Source organism: Nonlabens sp., from assembly GCF_018401815.1.
GTDB lineage: Bacteria > Bacteroidota > Bacteroidia > Flavobacteriales > Flavobacteriaceae > Nonlabens.
Genome location: NZ_JAGYKG010000002.1, coordinates 94,331 through 112,923, shown reverse-complemented (window position 1 = coordinate 112,923; position 18,593 = coordinate 94,331). Strand labels below are relative to the sequence as shown.

At 38.3% G+C, this 18,593-nt stretch carries 13 protein-coding genes and 1 riboswitch; of the genes, 6 read left to right on the top strand and 7 right to left on the bottom strand.

The window, feature by feature from the left end; translation table 11 throughout:
* Positions 1-99: 99 nt before the first annotated feature.
* From KG732_RS04795 to KG732_RS04780, 4 genes are all read right to left on the bottom strand, one after another.
* On the bottom strand, positions 100-507 hold the full coding sequence (locus KG732_RS04795) for an Rrf2 family transcriptional regulator (RefSeq protein ID WP_213521688.1): 408 nt from the start codon (positions 505-507) through the stop codon (positions 100-102).
* Positions 508-806: 299 nt separating this feature from the next.
* Complete coding sequence (locus tag KG732_RS04790) at positions 807-1,892, bottom strand: aspartate kinase (RefSeq protein ID WP_300980321.1); 1,086 nt, start codon at positions 1,890-1,892, stop codon at positions 807-809.
* A 23-nt stretch (positions 1,893-1,915) separates the two neighbouring features.
* Entirely contained in the window at positions 1,916-2,932 is a 1,017-nt protein-coding gene (locus tag KG732_RS04785; RefSeq protein WP_213521340.1) for an alpha/beta fold hydrolase, read from the bottom strand.
* Positions 2,933-4,225, bottom strand: coding sequence for a PLP-dependent transferase (locus KG732_RS04780; RefSeq protein ID WP_213521687.1), 1,293 nt, complete (start codon positions 4,223-4,225; stop codon positions 2,933-2,935).
* A gap of 294 nt (positions 4,226-4,519) precedes the next feature.
* Positions 4,520-4,641: riboswitch (SAM riboswitch) on the bottom strand.
* 664 nt (positions 4,642-5,305) lie between these two features.
* Between KG732_RS04780 and metK the strand changes: the two genes are divergently transcribed.
* A complete protein-coding gene (gene metK / locus KG732_RS04775) occupies positions 5,306-6,568 on the top strand; it encodes a methionine adenosyltransferase (RefSeq protein ID WP_213521339.1) in 1,263 nt (420 codons plus the stop codon).
* A gap of 199 nt (positions 6,569-6,767) precedes the next feature.
* A complete protein-coding gene (locus tag KG732_RS04770; protein ID WP_213521338.1) occupies positions 6,768-6,920 on the top strand; it encodes a hypothetical protein in 153 nt (50 codons plus the stop codon).
* Between the two features lie 298 nt (positions 6,921-7,218).
* On the opposite strand, the gene KG732_RS04765 is transcribed toward KG732_RS04770, so the two are convergent.
* The 3 genes from KG732_RS04765 to KG732_RS04755 all read right to left on the bottom strand — a co-directional run bounded on the left by KG732_RS04765 (position 7,219) and on the right by KG732_RS04755 (position 13,787).
* On the bottom strand, positions 7,219-9,654 hold the full coding sequence (locus tag KG732_RS04765; protein ID WP_213521337.1) for a sodium-translocating pyrophosphatase: 2,436 nt from the start codon (positions 9,652-9,654) through the stop codon (positions 7,219-7,221).
* Between the two features lie 487 nt (positions 9,655-10,141).
* A complete protein-coding gene (locus KG732_RS04760; RefSeq protein WP_213521336.1) occupies positions 10,142-12,670 on the bottom strand; it encodes a DUF5686 family protein in 2,529 nt (842 codons plus the stop codon).
* 136 nt (positions 12,671-12,806) lie between these two features.
* A complete protein-coding gene (locus tag KG732_RS04755; protein ID WP_213521335.1) occupies positions 12,807-13,787 on the bottom strand; it encodes a pyruvate dehydrogenase complex E1 component subunit beta in 981 nt (326 codons plus the stop codon).
* Positions 13,788-14,079: 292 nt separating this feature from the next.
* Between KG732_RS04755 and KG732_RS04750 the strand changes: the two genes are divergently transcribed.
* The 4 genes from KG732_RS04750 to KG732_RS04735 all read left to right on the top strand — a co-directional run bounded on the left by KG732_RS04750 (position 14,080) and on the right by KG732_RS04735 (position 18,576).
* Positions 14,080-14,826: an electron transfer flavoprotein subunit beta/FixA family protein gene (locus KG732_RS04750; RefSeq protein ID WP_213521334.1), complete on the top strand. Its 747-nt coding sequence runs from the start codon at positions 14,080-14,082 to the stop codon at positions 14,824-14,826.
* A gap of 177 nt (positions 14,827-15,003) precedes the next feature.
* Positions 15,004-15,972 carry an electron transfer flavoprotein subunit alpha/FixB family protein gene (locus KG732_RS04745; protein WP_213521333.1) on the top strand — a complete coding sequence of 323 codons (969 nt, stop codon included), beginning with the start codon at positions 15,004-15,006 and terminating at the stop codon, positions 15,970-15,972.
* Between the two features lie 263 nt (positions 15,973-16,235).
* Positions 16,236-16,847, top strand: a complete 612-nt coding sequence (locus tag KG732_RS04740; RefSeq protein WP_213521332.1) for a bifunctional nuclease family protein — start codon at positions 16,236-16,238, stop codon at positions 16,845-16,847.
* Positions 16,795-18,576: a nucleoside transporter C-terminal domain-containing protein gene (locus KG732_RS04735; RefSeq protein WP_300980318.1), complete on the top strand. Its 1,782-nt coding sequence runs from the start codon at positions 16,795-16,797 to the stop codon at positions 18,574-18,576. Before KG732_RS04740 ends, KG732_RS04735 begins: the two co-directional genes overlap by 53 nt.
* Positions 18,577-18,593: the final 17 nt, after the last annotated feature.

Here is an 18,593-nt window from a genome sequence, read left to right as displayed (position 1 = left end):
ATAGAGCTGCGCAAATTTCATCGGTCAACTGCATAAAAGCATTAAAATGTACTACTAAATAGCATAGAGGTGCTCTTTAAAAAAAGCTTGTTTGTGAAATTAAATCAAATCTTGTAACGTTTGATTTTCTAAAACAGCAAGGGTATTATCTCTTACTTGAATCATGAGCCTGTTCACCGAGCAAGCATCTTCATCCACACAGTCCTCACATTTTTCATAAAAATTGAGACTCACGCAAGGAAGCATTGCAATGGGGCCTTCTAAAATACGGTGAACCGTAGACATTCTGATTTTTTCTGGACTTTGCATCAAATAATATCCACCACCTTTCCCTTTACGACTAGCCAAAATGCTATTCTTTCGCAATTCCAAAAGAATTGCTTCTAGAAATTTATGAGGAATATTCTCAGCCTCTGCTACAGATGCAATTGCTATGGGAGAGCGGCTTTCCTGTTTTGCAAGATAAGCGAGGGCCTTTATACCGTATTTAGTTTTTCTTGAGAGCATCATCAAATCTAATGCTTTCTGTTATTCTATGCTATGTCTGAAATACGATTCTTAACTTTCCATCAACATACGCTACAAATTGCACAACATAAGTCAAGTAGATACAATAGCGACGGCCAAAAGGGACATGGAATAGGGCTTGCTGCTCTAAAAAAAAGTGCATCAATGGAGTGGAGTGATTTCAGTACATCCAGAATTATGCCACAGCAGCACATTTGCCTTTAGTATAGCACAATAGATTAATAGTTATTTCGCTTTCGCGAAAGCGAAATTATGACCCATCACTTGATACATTTAAATTATCTAAACACTAAAACTTCCTGAGACGCTTTACTCACCTTGATAATATCAGCTAACAAACCTCGAGCGGTAACCGCCTTTCCAGCACCAGCACCTTTGATCACTAAGGGATTTGCCGCATAGCTTTCTGAATAAATTTCAAAAAAACCATCACTGCCTTTTAACTGACCCGCAGGACGTTCTTTTTTTACAGCCTTAAGCGATACCTTAAGTTTTTTATGAAGAACGTCCAATTCGCCTAAATGCCTTAGGACCTCCCCTTCTTTTAAAGACTCCTTCTTTTCTTGCAAAACAGGGTCTAGTTGCTTTACCTCTTCCAAAAATTGATATAGCGAAGCTGTTCTCAGTGATGGAATCACCAAGTTCTGTATCTCTATATCATCAAACTCTAGTTTTAATCCTGCTTCACGAGCTAGAACCAATAACTTTCTTGCCACATCATTCCCAGAAAGATCTTCTCTAGGGTCTGGCTCGGTATAACCGCCTTTTAAGGCATCGATAACAATCTCAGAAAATGGTATTTGTTCCTCACTAAAACGATTAAAGATGTAACTCAAAGAACCAGAGAACACCCCGTTTACCGCAAATAATTGCTCCCCGCTACTATACAAATCATGAATCGATTGCACAATAGGTAATCCTGCACCCACGTTCGTTTCATATTCAAAGCATAAGTTCTTTTTGATCAATAATACCCGTATCAAATCGTAAAAATCTTGTGACAACGAATTGGCAATTTTATTTGCCGTTACTATATTAAAGTTATTTTCTAGAAGCTCTGGGTAGCACTGAGCAACCTCTTTACTCGCGGTTGCATCTACAGCAATTTTAGTGGCGTCACAAAGACTGGAAACCTTATAAAAACTATCTGCTTCTCGAGCTTCAGATAAATTGTCAAAGTCATCTTTCCAGTTTTTAGAAATTCCTTCTAAATCCAATAAAACTCGTTTGGAATTGGCAAGACCTACGATACTTAGATCTATACCATGTTGCTGTCTAAAAAAGGTATGTGACTGTAGTACTTGATCAATCAAGGTACTCCCCACATTACCTATTCCAAATATATATAAGTGTATGTTTTTCAAATTATTAAGTTTTACATAGGTCACTAGGCATTTTGAAGTGAGCTGATGTTATTACAAATGCTTTTTGAAGTTTTAGACAATCGGTTTTTTATGACCTTGCAAAGTACCTCCTTAAGTTGATCGTGCTCGATTAAAAAGGCATCGTGGCCGTGAATAGAAGAAATTTCATGATAATTGATATCCCGTTCTTCTTTCAGCAAAACATAAGTCCTGCGATCTTCATCAGCAACAAAAAACCCGTCTGTATCTATAGCAACTATCTCGATGGCCGTTTGAGATGCAGCGATCGCCTTGAAAATGCTTTCATTGCTATGAATAGCAGCATTGGCGCTACATAACAATTGGTTTAACAATCTATAAGCAGGTAATGAAAATCGCTTTTTTAATTCGACACCATGGAAATCCAACCATTCTTGGACCTTAAAAGCGGTGTTTTCCTTACTCCTTTTAAATTTATAGCGCAATCCTTGCGGCGACCTATAAAAAGTCATCGCGTGTTGTCTAGCTACTTCTACAGGTTTGCTTGAGGTCGCAAGAATAGATTCTTGAATATGACAACAAGCTACGACCCAGTCGGTTGCTTTCCAGTCTGCGGCTATTGGCACTATGGTCCCAAATAATTCGGGTTGTTGCGCTAGCATTTCCCATAATAAGGCACCTCCTATGCTTCCTCCCAGTCCTAGGTCTATAAACGAGATATGTAATACTTGAAGCGCTTTCGCGAAAGCGGAACCCACATCAAACAAGGTCCAATCTTGATAATTAAAGATCAAATGATCTATAGATCCATCAAAACCATTCCCGGGTATATCAAAAGCCACTACAGTAAACTGGGTGGTATCAATTACTTTTTCCTCACCTATCAGGTCGCTCCACCAGTCTATCACAGAAGAATTCCCTGTAAGCGCATGGTTGACCAGAATAATGGGCGCCGTATGCAACGCACGCCCAAAAATCTGATAGGAAACACTAATATCTTGTACTTTTCCCGACTTTAATTTAAAATCTGGAAGCTCGATATATTTTAGACCACCAGTCATTTAAACCAAGATTTTTTTATCAATAGCGGCAAATGCCTGTTCTAAATCGGCTGTGAGATCCGTAAGATCTTCTAGACCTACAGAAAGTCTGATCAAGTCTTTAGTCACCTCAGTACTTAATTGATCTTCTTCTTTTAACTGCTGGTGTGTGGTACTCGCCGGATGGATGATCAATGATTTGCTGTCTCCTATATTAGCCAGTAAAGAAAAGACTTTGGTACTGTCTACTACTTTTTTTGCAACTTCATAACCCCCTTTAACTCCAAAAGTTACAATACCGCTTTGCCCTTTAGGCAAATACTCTTTGGCTAGATCGTAGTAATCACTAGTTGCTAAACCTGGATAATTCACCCATTCTACTTCTTCTTTAGATTGTAACCATTGAGCCAATTCCAGTGCATTTTGAGAATGTTTATCGATTCTTAAAGCCAAGGTTTCTAGGCCTTGAATAATTTGCCAAGCATTGAAAGGGGAGATCGCTCCACCTAGATCACGTAGTCCTTCGATGCGCACTTTGGCAATAAAAGCTGCTGCCTCTAGAGCCTCACTATAGATCAACCCGTGGTACCCTGCACTAGGTTCTGTAAATTCTGGAAACTTGCCATTGGTCCAGTCAAAGGTTCCTGAGTCGATGATAATACCCCCTAGCGCTGTTCCATTACCATTGATGTATTTAGTAAGTGAATGGATCACAATAGTTGCTCCATACTCAATTGGATTTAATAAGTAAGGCGTTGCCACGGTGTTATCAACGATAAACGGAACACGAGCTGTTTTTGCTTGCGCACTGATTTTCTTAAGATCGAGTACGTCTAGTTTTGGATTTCCAAGAGACTCCACAAAAATAGCACGGGTGTTTTCTTGTATTGCCTTTGTAAAGGCATCCTCTTCATTAGGATTCACAAATGTGGTAGTAATTCCAAAACGAGGTAAAGTCACCGACAGCAAGTTGAACGTACCTCCATATAGAGAATTGCTCGCCACTATGTGATCACCAGCACGTAAAAGCGTTAATAAAGTGGTAGAAATAGCACTGGTTCCCGAAGCCGTTGCCACTGCAGCTATTCCTCCTTCTAGCGCAGCAAGACGTTGCTCAAGCACATCTACTGTAGGGTTATTAATTCTAGTGTAAATGTATCCAGGTTCTGCCAGTGCAAAAAGATGTGCAGCATGATCGCTATTGTTAAACACATAACTAGTGGATTGATACAATGGAACTGCTCTGGTACCCCCATTATTCTTTACATCATGACCTGCATGAAGTGCATTTGTTGAAAATTTTTGAGACATAATAAGTTTCTTTTATAAATTAAAAATTAAAATCTTATCATTTTAACAATGGGATGGCGTAAATAAAACCATGTTGCTTTTTTGTTTTAGGTAACTAGAATCCATTTATATAGAAGTAGCTATGAAAATTGAACACCATACCATAAAACGAAAACGAGCAACTTGAAACACCCCATATCGTTGTTAAACTGATATAAAGCTCAAAACCAATTAGAAATACAGATTTAGTTTCCGAGCAATGGCTCAGAAATAAAAATCAAAAAAGAAACTTGTGGTCGTATGAACCTACTATTGTTTGCATCATCTATTCTCACAAAAGCTGTGAGCAGAATTTAGCACCTTCTCTATTTATGGTATCCATAAATAAAGGGTTGCTAAGGAGTCGATGGGTCTGATCCCTCGTCCTTTCTTGATAATTTCAGTAAGGCTATGAACGTGATGGCAAAGATGGACAAAACTAATTCTTATTTCCAAATTTTTAAGAGTTTATTATCCTATTTATTTTGTAGGGTTTTTTGGGTTAACATGGTATCCATTGATTTTAAGATCATTAATAGCCTGTGTTTTTATTTCTTTTGTTGCTCTGATAGCAGTATAGATAGCCGTTAACGAGGTAAAAAAAGCTTCTGGCTGCTCTATTTAATTTATAAGTTAATGATAAGAGCTGCTCTAGCTGTGTCTTTGATCAAACATAAGTCCAAGATCTTTTCCTCGTCTACTTGTAATCAAAGACCCTTTGGATTTTAGCAGCTTATTAAAAATGCAGCTAGTGCGTTTTAGCCATAAGATCTGATTATAGCAGTTGTTAATAATCTTATACCATTGGTATTATTAAAGAATGACATGTAGTACCTTTGCGTTTCATTATAGAGGAAAGATTTGGCTGCTTGCGACCTCGTCCCGAAATTAGATTCGAGACATAAAACGCTAAAACAGTGTACTGCGCAAAACAATACAGCCACATCTACCTATTTTTATTATTAATCACGCGAGGTATTACGATTCAAGCGAGTTTTACAAAGATGGTTCATCTTAAAAAATTAGTTTGTTTTTGTTTCGCTTTCGCGAAAGAGCAACTATTCAATGCCTTACTTATTTACTTCAGAGTCCGTTAGTGAAGGACATCCAGACAAAGTCGCTGACCAAATCAGTGATGCTTTATTAGATAATTTTTTGGCTTTTGATCCAGAATCAAAGGTGGCTTGTGAGACACTTGTAACCACTGGACAGGTGGTACTTGCGGGCGAAGTGAAATCTGATACCTATATAGACGCCGCGCAGATTGCTCGGGACGTCATCAACAAAATTGGTTATACCAAAGGTGCTTATCAGTTTTCTGGCGACTCTTGTGGGGTTATTTCATTGATTCATGAACAGTCTCAGGACATCAACCAAGGTGTAGATCGCGCTACTAAAGAAGAGCAAGGTGCTGGAGACCAAGGGATGATGTTCGGTTATGCAACTAACGAGACCGAGAACTACATGCCACTTGCATTAGATATTTCCCATAAAATCCTTATTGAATTAGCGGCATTAAGACGTGAAATGAAAGACATTACCTATTTGCGCCCAGATGCCAAATCGCAGGTGACTATTGAATACAGTGATGACAATGTACCTCAGCGTATCGAGGCCATCGTTATTTCTACACAACACGACGATTTTAATGATGATGACCAAGCGATGCTGGCACAAATCAAAAAAGATCTTTTGGAGATCTTGATCCCCCGTGTCAAGGAATTGCTTCCTGCATACGCACAAAAATTGTTTAATGATGACATTACCTACCATATTAATCCTACTGGTAAATTTGTCATCGGTGGCCCACACGGGGATACTGGACTTACGGGTCGTAAGATCATTGTAGACACTTATGGTGGTAAAGGTGCTCACGGTGGTGGTGCTTTTTCTGGAAAAGACCCTTCAAAAGTAGACAGAAGTGCTGCTTATGCCTCTCGTCACGTTGCTAAAAACCTAGTAGCTGCAGGCCTTGCAACAGAAGTATTGGTGCAGGTTTCTTATGCTATAGGCGTTGTAGAACCTACTTCTATTAATGTGGATACTTATGGAACTGCGACAGTAAATCTTACCGATGGAGAGATTTCTAAAAAAGTTGCCCAAATCTTTGACATGCGTCCCGCAGCTATAGAGTCTCGATTAAAATTGAGAAATCCTATCTATTCTGAAACAGCGGCTTATGGTCATATGGGCAGGACCCCTCGAATAGAAAAATTAGTATTTGAATCTCCCTATAACGGAAGAGTCGAATGTGAAGTGGAGTTGTTTACTTGGGAAAAATTGGATTATGTAGATGTAGTAAAAAAAGCATTTAGTATAGCTGATTAGATATTTAAGTCGTCCATAAGATTACAAACTCTATTGGAAACCAAGGGCTTCAATAGAGTTTTTTTAGTAATTATTTTTAAAGTCATTACAGCTCATACCCCTTGAAAAATATACTGATCGCATTTTTATTATGTTGTTTTGGAGGTCAACGAAACGCACAAACAACCCATTAAAACCTGAAGCAGAATTAAAAAGGAAGATGGAATTAATGTCTACGCCTATTGATATGGTCATCGCCTCAGACGTCTTTAGACTAGTTTCAACAAATACCTATGCCTCTGATAGCCCACAAAACGGTTACATGACCACGCTTTTTCCAGAATCTTTTGAAGCTTCCTGTAAAGACATCTAGCAACTTATTCCCTTGAGGATATTTGCTGCGATTGTCGCAGTGAAAGATAAGAGATGGGTATTAACCATACTAAAAACCTTTGCGTGTTAACGCTATGGCAACCTCATTTTTTTAGCCGTATTGTGCATTTCTCTTGCCGTACTATGTCGAGTTAGCTTTATGCAAGAAACAGAAAACCTATGGTTCTAATCATAGAAAATGCATCATTTAAAAAGTTGTAAGACCCTAGCATTTGAGCCATAAAAAAATCCCATTGCGACTGTATCACAATGGGATTTAATTTTAAAAAAGTGTTGCTCTAGTTGAAGTTACTTACTTTCTTATCAATTTTTGCAATTTTTGCATCTACCTCAGTTTTTGTACCGGTTAAATTATGAGTTTTGCTCACTGTTGCACCGTTTACTTTGGTTTTTACAGTAACCTTAGCCGTAACGATTCCGGTTGCTTCATCTACTGTTTTTTGAATATCAACATTTTGAATCGTATTGTTGGCATTGCTATTTACTACTACTTCTTGTACTACCGGTTTAGGCGTTGATAATGCTGCCTGACCTTCTTCTGTATGCCCACCTAATATAGGAGCAACAACAAGACCTATTAAACAAGTTAATTTGATTAAAATATTCATAGAAGGACCAGAAGTATCCTTAAAAGGATCTCCAACCGTGTCTCCAGTTACCGCAGCTTTATGAGCCTCAGAGCCTTTATAAGTCATCTCCCCATTGATTTCTACGCCTGCTTCAAAAGATTTCTTTGCGTTATCCCATGCGCCACCTGCGTTGTTTTGAAAAATTGCCCACAAGACACCACTTACCGTAACTCCAGCCATATAGCCTCCTAACATCTCTGCAATGGCAAGATGATCCATACCAAAAATCATCGGTACAAAAGCAATGACCAATGGAAAACCAATGGTCAATAACCCTGGTAACATCATTTCTTTTAGAGAAGCTTTTGTAGAAATATCCACGCATTTATCGTATTGAGGTTTGCCAGTACCTTCCATAATTCCTGGAATCTCTCTAAACTGACGTCTTACTTCTTCTACCATTTCCATGGCTGCTTTTCCTACTGCATTCATTGCTAGTGCGCTAAACACAACAGGCACCATACCCCCTACGAATAACATCGCAAGAACTGGAGCTTTATAAATATTAATTCCGTCTATTCCTGTAAAAGTTACATAAGCTGCAAATAAGGCTAAAGAGGTCAAGGCTGCCGAAGCAATAGCAAACCCTTTGCCGGTTGCCGCCGTTGTATTTCCTACAGCGTCTAAAATATCAGTACGCTCTCGTACGATAGGTTCTTGTTCACTCATCTCTGCAATACCACCGGCATTATCAGATATAGGACCAAAGGCATCAATTGCTAATTGCATAGCTGTAGTGGCCATCATCGCACTTGCTGCCAGCGCCACTCCGTAGAAACCTGCAAAAGCATAAGACGACCAGATGGCAGCTGCAAAGAGTAAAACGGATGGAAAAGTTGAAATCATACCCGTCGCAAGACCCGCAATGATATTTGTTCCTGCACCAGTAGAAGATTGTTGTACAATTTTAAGTATAGGTTTTTTTCCTAAACCGGTATAATATTCGGTTACTGATGAGATCACTGCGCCAACCACTAGTCCAACTAATGTCGCATAAAAAACATTCATAGAAGAGATTTCCATCACCCCTTCACCAAAAAATTCCATTTGCATGGTTTCAGGAAGCATCCACATACAAAGAACGTAACAAGCAACTGCAACTAAAACTATAGACGTCCAGTTACCCACATTCAGCGCACTCATAACCTGAGCTTCTTTAGCATCGTTGCTTTTAATCTTTACTAACATCATTCCAATCATAGAAATAATAATCCCTACACCAGCGATGGACATTGGCAATAAGATAGGTCCTATTCCGCCAAAGCCTTCATTGACGATATCACCGCCCATATCTCTGATCACATAATTACCGAGAACCATTGCCGCTAGAACTGTGGCTACATAAGAACCAAATAAATCTGCTCCCATTCCAGCTACATCACCTACGTTATCTCCTACATTATCAGCAATTGTTGCAGGATTACGAGGATCGTCTTCAGGGATTCCTGCTTCTACTTTACCTACAAGGTCAGCACCTACATCAGCTGCTTTGGTATAAATACCTCCACCTACACGAGCAAAAAGCGCGATAGATTCTGCACCTAATGAAAATCCTGCAAGTGTTTCAAGTACAACGGTCATGGCATCATTATCAGTCCATTCTCCACCCATAAAGAAATGATAGAACAATAAAAAGAATCCTGTTAAACCTAAAACGGCAAGACCAGCAACGCCTAGTCCCATTACCATGCCTCCTCCAAAAGAGATGCTTAGGGCTTTGGGCAAACTCGTACGAGCGGCCTGTGTGGTTCTTACGTTGGTTTTGGTAGCGATTTTCATCCCTATATTCCCTGCAAAAGCGGAAAATATTGCTCCAAAAATAAATGCGATAACAATCATCCAGTGCGTAGAAGGAACAACCATGGAAACAATGACCAGTAATACACTTACCACTGCCACAAAAATGGCCAGTAATCGATATTCTGCTTTTAAAAAGGCCAAAGCGCCTTCATAGATGTAATCTGAAATTTCTTTCATTTTGCCGTCGCCAGCATCCTGTTTCATCACCCAGGATTTTTTAATGAGCATGTAAACTAGCCCCAAAACTGCCAAAAGAATTGGCAAATAAATCATATACGATTCCATAAATAAAATTGGTATTTGGTTTTTTAAATCTCGCTAAAGTAGTAAAATAATGCTAAGAAAACGATTCCGATAGTTCGAACCAGAAAAATAGGTGTTATGGAAGGTATGCATCCAACAACTACCATCAGCATAAACTGCGATTTGATTAATTATAAGTGTGTTTAAAAATTGATGTGATTCCGCTTTCGCGAAAGCGGATAACCTTTAAAACAGATGATCAATCACGATTTCTAGATTCATCTGTACCAACTCAACATGCCGAGACCACAACTTGACCTGTTGGTTTTTGAAATTATTTTGATAAAAACAACTGAGTTTCGACATGCCTATTATTTGTGTTGGCATCGTCTGGAACTAATTGAGAGGCTAGATTTAAACTATAAAAAATAGCTATAAGGAAGTAAATGTGCTTTTGAAATAGTTTCCAGCCGATACCGCTCTGCAGAGGCATGACCTATCCATGTATAGATGCTGTTTGAATGCGTTTCTAAAAATAAAAACCAAAACTACCCGTCACCGCAATTTGTCTGGCATCTGGCAAGTAATTATAGCACCCTCTAAAATTGACATCTAATCGCAATACTTTAAATATATTTCCTACGCCAACGCTGTATTCCCAAAAAATATCTTCTGGTGCGAGGTAATTGAGACCGCTTGCATTTAATGCTATATTCTCATCACTGATGCGACCGTAGGCGGCTTTCACCCCTACTAATTCTCTTAAATTTAAATCTCTTAAGCCCGGTATACGTGAAAAAAGACGTCCATTAAAATTATGATTTAAGTTCACCATAAGGTACTCATCGGTGACAAACTCGTAAAAATTCATGGTATTAAAGGAGCCGGGAATATTGAAATAAGTCTGGTTTCCTGGAATGACGTCTAGCAACGCCAGCGGCACTTCTCCAAAAGTTTTCCCTGCTTCTATACGGGCTGTCAATCTTCCAAAAACCCCGATCTGAAATGGATGGCTGTAATAAAATTGGGCTTTATCATAATCAAAATTACTGCTAAAAAGATCTTTAAAACCTCTGGCATAATTCAAGAAAAGTATTGGGTAATCACCATCATTAATGATGGTACGATCTACACCATAATTAGTTGTTTTACGACCTGGCTTATAGGTAATAGAAAAATCTATCTCCGCTTGATTGGTTTCTGAACCTATGCCTCCTGGAGCATCTACATCAAAGTAATCTAAACTAAAAAAGCCTGGGTTTGCCGTTTCAATTTTTCTATAACTGGCACCTAATCTAAATTCTAGATTGTACAAAGGTTCAAAACTTATAGCTGCTACTCCTAATTTAATTTTAGAGAGCCTGCCGTTGTTTCCAGCACTTACTAAAGCGCTTGAAGCAAGACTGCGTCCTAAAACATCATTTGTTCTGGTAAGACTGGCAGCGAGCTGTTCTACATCATCACGATACCCCGCGCTTACGATCAATCTACTTTTTTTATCTAATAGGTATTTACCCCCTATTCCAAATTTGAATTTTTGATCGCTAAAACCATAGGCCCCGTAACCTTCTATTCTCCATGGATCATTAGCTGTAAAGAAAGTTCTTCCTCCAGCACGCAAACGCACCCCTTCTACATCATTAAATCCGAAAGTGGAAAAAATGGGACCAAAATCAAAGCCGTCAAACTCATAATATCCAGATGCGAGAACTGTACCTATATTATAAAGACGCTTGAATTTCTTATTCTTTTTAAGCGTGTCCAGCATGGTGTACACTTGCTTCTCATCTTTATTGAGTTGTTCTAACCTGTTTTTGTCCCAGTATGCCTCATCTCTATCATAGATTTCTGGGTTGTAATCGTTTACTCTACGCCTATAAAAATCTGGTTCTTTTGCAATGTCAAATTGATAATTATCAAATAAAGTAGTGCGCTTTCCATAAATACCTTTTGATTTCTCCTTTTTATTCAAAGCAAAATCACTTAAAAAGTAATCTCGAGTTATTAAAAATAAGCTGTCATTCAAGACATCATACTCTTGCTCAATATAAATTTCTTTTACCCAGTTAATGTTGGCGCTTTTGGTAGCCTGCATGTTGATTTCCTTGATCGCATAGGAATCTGTAGCTACCCAAAAATCTCCTTTAAAAGTGAGCTCCCCCTTACGACGTGGATAATACACAATGTTGTATGCCTCTACTCCATCGACTATCGCAGTATCTCTTAATACATAGTTATAGGTATCAATACCACTTTTACCCACTGGACTGGTAAAGCTCTTATCAAAGAATTTTAAATAACGATCATACACATCAATATCGTTATACAAGTCTTTTACAAAAGCAATCAATGTTTGGTTGTTGGAAAAACCAGAGTTTTTGTTTGCGTTGACATCGTCTAATTCTGTATTGATCTCATTATCTCCATAGACTTTAGAAAGAGATTCGTTTATAAAAATGGGCAAATAGGTTTTGCCTGTAACACGACTGGTATCGGCATAATTAAAAACAAACTCCATACCTTTAAACAACTTGGAGTTGATCATGGAACTGTCTATGGTATTCATGTCAAATTCCAGCTTCTCGTATTTATCGTACTGATACTGTCTAAATTGAGAAAGTCCGTTTTTACGTCTATTTTCCCATACCTTACGCAGAATATCGATCGCAGGATTGTTCTTTTTTGAAGTTTTACCTGCATAGACCATTACAGCATCTAATTCCGCCGTATCGGTTTGCAAGATAATTTTCAGGTCTAGATGTATCTTTGCATCCAATGTTAAGATTTGTGTTTTATATCCTACAAAGGAGAATTCCACTTCCTGGTAGGTGTTTTCAGATTGCAAATAGAACCTTCCGTTATCGTTAGAGATGGTTCCTTCGCTAGAACCTGGAAAGACTACGTTTGCAAAGGGTACCGTAGCGCCAAAATTGTCATAGATCACTCCCCCTACTTTAGTCTGAGCCTTCCCTATTAAAGTAAAAATAAGAATACCTGTAAATAGGACTTGTTGAAGTCTCGCTTTCGCGAAAGGGTGCGTATTTGTGTTTTTTTTCATGAGCAAATTAAAAATCAAAAATAAAACTACTATTAATAAAGAGAAGTGTTTAAAGCATAAAAGTATCTTTACTCGTTTCGAACAAAAAAACCCATTTCATTGAGAAATGGGTTTAAATTAGGTTAAATAAAAATAATTACTTCTTGTACATTACTTTCTTTACTCCATCTATTACATCTTGATAGTTAGGCAACCACTCTGCAAATAGGGCCGGAGAATAAGGCGCTGGAGTATCTTGAGTATTGATTTTATAAATAGGAGCATCAAGGTAATCAAAGGCCTCTGCCTGTACCATGTGAGAAATTTCAGTAGATACGTTACCAAATGGCCATGCCTCTTCAAGAATTACCAATCGATTGGTTTTCTTAACCGACTTCAAGATCGCTTCCTTATCATAAGGACGCACCGTTCTTAAATCGATAATTTCACAGGAAATCCCTTCTTTCTCTAATTCTTCGGCAGCTTTGTAGGCTTCTTTGATAATCTTTCCAAAAGAGACTATAGTGACATCTGTCCCTTCTCTCTTGATCTCTGCAACTCCTATAGGCAAAACGTATTCCCCTTCTGGAACCTCCCCTTTATCACCGTACATTTGTTCGGATTCCATAAAAATAACTGGATCATCGTCTCGTATTGCGGCTTTGAGAAGCCCTTTAGCGTCATATGGATTAGAAGGTACGATTACTTTAAGACCCGGAGTGTTAGCAAACCAGTTTTCAAAAGCTTGGGAATGCGTCGCTGCAAGTTGTCCAGCACTTGCTGTAGGACCTCGGAAAACGATAGGACATTTAAATTGGCCACCAGACATCTGACGTATTTTTGCAGCGTTATTAATGATCTGGTCAATACCTACTAGAGAAAAGTTAAAAGTCATGTATTCTACTATAGGTCGGTTACCTGTCATCGTAGAGCCAATGGCTACACCAGCAAATCCAAGCTCGGCAATAGGCGTGTCAATAACTCGTTTAGCGCCAAACTCTTCTAACATTCCTTTAGAAGCTTTATAGGCTCCGTTATATTCTGCAACTTCTTCACCCATCAGGTAAATAGTCTCGTCGCGTCTCATTTCTTCACTCATCGCTTCGCAAATTGCCTCGCGGAATTGTATTGTCTTCATATTTATGGGATATGGATGTGATCAAATTTCAAGAAAACAAAAATAACTTACCTAAGCTTAGTATGCGATAATTTTAGGCTAAAAAATATCTTTATTACCTACTAGGAACATGTAAATTTAAAGCTATCACTTTAAAACCCAAGAAACACTGAGGTTTCAACGCTTATAAAAATTACTAAAAAGCATTAAGACCTAAAAGATGAAACAAAATTTTATTATGCATGCATAGTTGATTAGTTGTTTTTTATGTAATTTCGCAAACGATTGAATAAGACATTAAACACTATAAAATATGAAGATATTAGTATGTATCAGCCATGTGCCAGATACCACTTCAAAAATCAATTTTACAGATAACGATACACAATTCGACACCAGTGGTGTTCAATTTGTGATCAATCCAAATGATGAATTTGGTCTCACTCGCGCTATGTGGTTCCAAGAAAAGCAAGGAGCAAGTGTGGATGTAGTTTCTGTAGGAGGCGCTGAAGTAGAGCCTACCTTGAGAAAAGCATTAGCGATAGGAGCCGATGCGGCTATTAGGGTGGACGCTGTAGCTACCGACGGTTATCAAGTTGCCAGGCAATTAAGTGCTGTTGTAAAAGATGGCGGCTATGACCTGATCATTGCTGGTCGAGAATCCATAGATTATAATGGTGGAATGGTTCCAGGAATGATCGCAGCAATGACTGGTGCTAGTTTTGTAAACACTTGTATCTCTCTTGAAATAGATGGCTCTAAGGCCACTGCCATACGTGAAATCGACGGAGGTAAAGAAACGGTAACAGTAAATCTTCCTCTTGTCATAGGCGGTCAAAAAGGTCTTGTTGAAGAAAGTGATTTGAGAATTCCTAATATGCGTGGAATTATGATGGCACGTAAAAAACCTTTAACCGTAGTACCTTCAACAGATGCTACTACCGAAACGAATAGCATTTCTTTTACGAAACCAGTTCCTAAAGGGCAGGTGACTCTTGTAGATGCAGGAGACCTTGACAGATTAATCGATTTGCTTCACAACGAAGCAAAAGCGATTTAATAACTAAAGATTAAAAATACAGTATGATTCCATTCTGTAGGATATCATGTGATGTATTTCGCTTTCGCGAAAGCGAAATCAACCACGCTATTAACATTTAAATGCAGTAAAAAAGTCAACTAATAACAAATCAAGTAAGCATACATTCCTTATGGATGCTACATAAAAACAAAATATATGTCCGTACTCGTATACACAGAATCAGAAAACGGTAGTTTTAAAAAAACTACTTATGAAGTAGCCAGTTATGCAAAAGGTGTGGCAGATATGATGGGAACAGATGTTGCCGCTATATCTTTTCATGCAAATGATGCTGGAGATTTAGGAACTTATGGAGTGAGTAGGTTGCACAATATAAGTGATTCCAAATTAGAACAATTTAATGCTGCCGCATATGCCAACGCTATTGCACAAGCTGCAAAAGCTGAAAATGCAAAAGTAGTTGTGATCAGTTCTAGTGCAAATTCTAAGTATTTAGGATCTCTAGTAAGCGTACATTTACAAGCGGGATACGTTTCTAATGTAACCGAACTGCCTTCTTCCACAGAACCTTTTACCGTAAAAAGAACTGTTTTTACCAATAAAGCATTTGCCGATACTGCTATTACTACAGCGGTAAAGTTAGTAGGAATATCAAAAAACGCTTATGGCCTTAAAGAAAATGCAACTGATTGTACTATTCAAGAATTTGCTCCTACTTTAAATGATACTGATTTTAATGTTCAGGTTCAATCTGTAGATAAAGCTATTGATAAAGTCACTATAGCCGATGCTGAAGTAGTAGTGAGCGCAGGTCGCGGTATGAAAGGGCCTGAAAACTGGGGAATGATTGAAGAGCTTGCAGAGGTTTTAGGAGCGGCAACCGCTTGTTCAAAACCAGTTAGCGACTTGGGATGGAGGCCTCATGGAGAACACGTAGGACAGACTGGTAAGCCAGTTGCTTCTAACTTATACATCGCTATAGGTATTTCTGGAGCGATACAGCACCTTGCAGGAATCAACTCTTCAAAGATTAAAGTAGTCATCAATACCGACCCAGAAGCACCTTTCTTTAAGGCGGCCGATTATGGTGTAGTTGGAGATGCTTTTGAAGTAGTTCCTGTGTTAATTGAAAAATTAAAAGCCTTTAAAGCATTAAACGCATAAAATTCTTTACAAGTTAATTAAGAATTTCCTAAATTTAAAGCTGTGCAATTGGAGAAAATCCTCATTTTTGCACAGCTTTTTTTTTATAAACTTGCATAGGTTTTTTAAAGTCAAAAAAAAAATAGAGCATTTCAGGTTCAACCTATGTTTTTGCTTTGCAAGGTACCCCCACAAGAGTGACTACTAAAGGTTCCCTTGAAAAACTATTTTTTAAGTAAATAGTAAAGAGCCTAATGATATCTATTTCTAGCAATTAACTAATCATGAGTCTAAAACGACTTAACATACGCGGCATCTCATACAGCCAAACACAGAATGGTGCTTATGCACTAGTTCTCAAAGAAGTTGACGGTTCTAGGCAATTACCTATTGTCATTGGAGCCTTTGAAGCGCAAAGCATCGCCATAGCACTAGAAAAAGAGCTGAGTCCGCCGCGACCTCTCACCCACGATTTATTTAAAAGTTTTGCACAACGATTTTCCATAACGGTAAAACAAGTGATCATTCACAAGTTAGTAGATGGTGTTTTTTACAGCAGCCTTATCTGTGAAAGAGATAAGATTGAAGAAATTATTGATGCCCGAACTAGTGACGCCATCGCTTTGGCAGTCAGGTTCAAAGCTCCTGTTTTTACCTATGAGAATATTCTAGAAGAAGCAGGAATCCAACAACACATCAAACCAGACAAAGAACTGGAAATGGGGGAATTAGATAGTGAAGAAATGATGGATGAGCTCATCAGCACAGCCACTAAAGAAGCAAATGATTACGGAAAATTCTCCTTAACCGAGCTTAAAAAGATGCTGAGCGATGCTGTTTCTAATGAAAACTACGAACTGGCAGCACAAATCAGAGATGAAATCTCTAAACGATAACCCTTTTCAAAAACATATGAATCCTTTTCTGTCCAGACTTTTTATTGCCTTAACTTTTATCGGCTTTTCATTTTTGGCAAAAGCTCAAGATAATACACTTATAGAAGGATCCTGGGTGCTCCACTCAGCTAAGGCAGATGATCTTTCCGAAATAACAGCACACCAGCTAGACAGTATTTCCTTTAATAAACAGAATTACAAGTACTACACTGGAGTAGATAGCCTCAATTCTAAGGGAAGGTTTATTTTACAGGGAGACTTTATCGCTCTTTATCCAAGTGAACCAGAAATAGAACTGAAACAGTTTGATCTCGAAAAGGTAAATGGGGATAGCTTGATCTTAAAAAACAATAGAGTTGCCTACACTTTTTTAATCAAGAAAAAGATGATCTCTTCTAACGTGGAAATATCTAACGAGTTAGGCTTCAGCTTTCAAAGCTTTTATAGAGGATTACTAGGGATCCTTTTTATATTAGGACTTTGTTTTATATTGAGTAAGAATAAAAGGAAGATCGACTGGCGTTTGGTTTTAGTAGGCATTACGTTACAAGTTGTTTTTGCTGTTTCTGTTCTTAAATTTGAGAGTGTCGCTTATATTTTTGATGCCATTTCAACTGGTGTAGTCAGGTTCCTTGCTGTCAGTGAAGCTGGAGCAGAGTTTGTTTTTGGTAATTTTATAGACACTAGTGGAAATTGGGGTTATGTATTTGCTTTTAAAGTACTCCCAACTATTGTTTTCTTTTCAGCTTTTACTTCTGTATTATACTACCTAGGAATCCTTCAAAAGGTAGTTTATGTTCTGGCGTGGATCATGAGTAAAACCATGCGATTAAGTGGTGCAGAATCACTTGCTGCTGCGGCAAACATTTTTATTGGACAGACAGAAGCGCCTCTAGTGGTCAAGCCTTATCTAGAAAAAATGACAAAATCAGAAATGCTATGTCTTATGGTAGGCGGAATGGCGACTATTGCTGGTGGTGTACTCGCTGCATTTATAGGGTTTTTAGGAGGCGAAAGCGAAGCTCAGCAAATATTGTTTACCAAACACTTACTTACCGCATCAATAATGAGTGCTCCTGCAGCAATCGTGATAGCAAAAATGCTTTATCCAGAAGAAAACAAAACTAAAATTGACAGATCTCTTAAAGTTTCTAAGGATAAAATAGGGAGTAATCTGTTAGATGCCATTTCGCGTGGTACCACAGATGGATTGAAACTGGCTGTAAATGTAGGCGCCATGCTACTTGTTTTTACGGCATTAATCGCTGTATTGAATTTTGGATTAAAGGATGTAATAGGCGAATATACTGGCTTAAACAACATCATAGAATCTTATAGTAATGGCAGGTACGACGGTTTTTCTATGCAATACATTTTAGGGAACCTCTTTGCACCTGTTGCATGGGTGATAGGTGTTCACACAGATGATATTGTTTTAGTGGGACAACTTTTAGGAGAGAAAACCATCCTCAATGAATTCATTGCATACGGATCTCTTAAGGACCTTAAGGAAGCGGGTAAAATAATGCATCCTAAATCGATTATTATAGCCACTTATGCTCTTTGCGGATTTGCAAACTTTGCCTCAATTGGAATACAAATAGGTGGGATAGGTGTCCTAGCTCCAGGACAACGTAAAACCTTAGCTGCTTTTGGTATTAAGGCACTTATCGGAGGAACTTGCGCATCACTGCTTACAGCCGCGATAGCAGGAATGCTATTTGGATAAACTTGTAAAACCTAAGT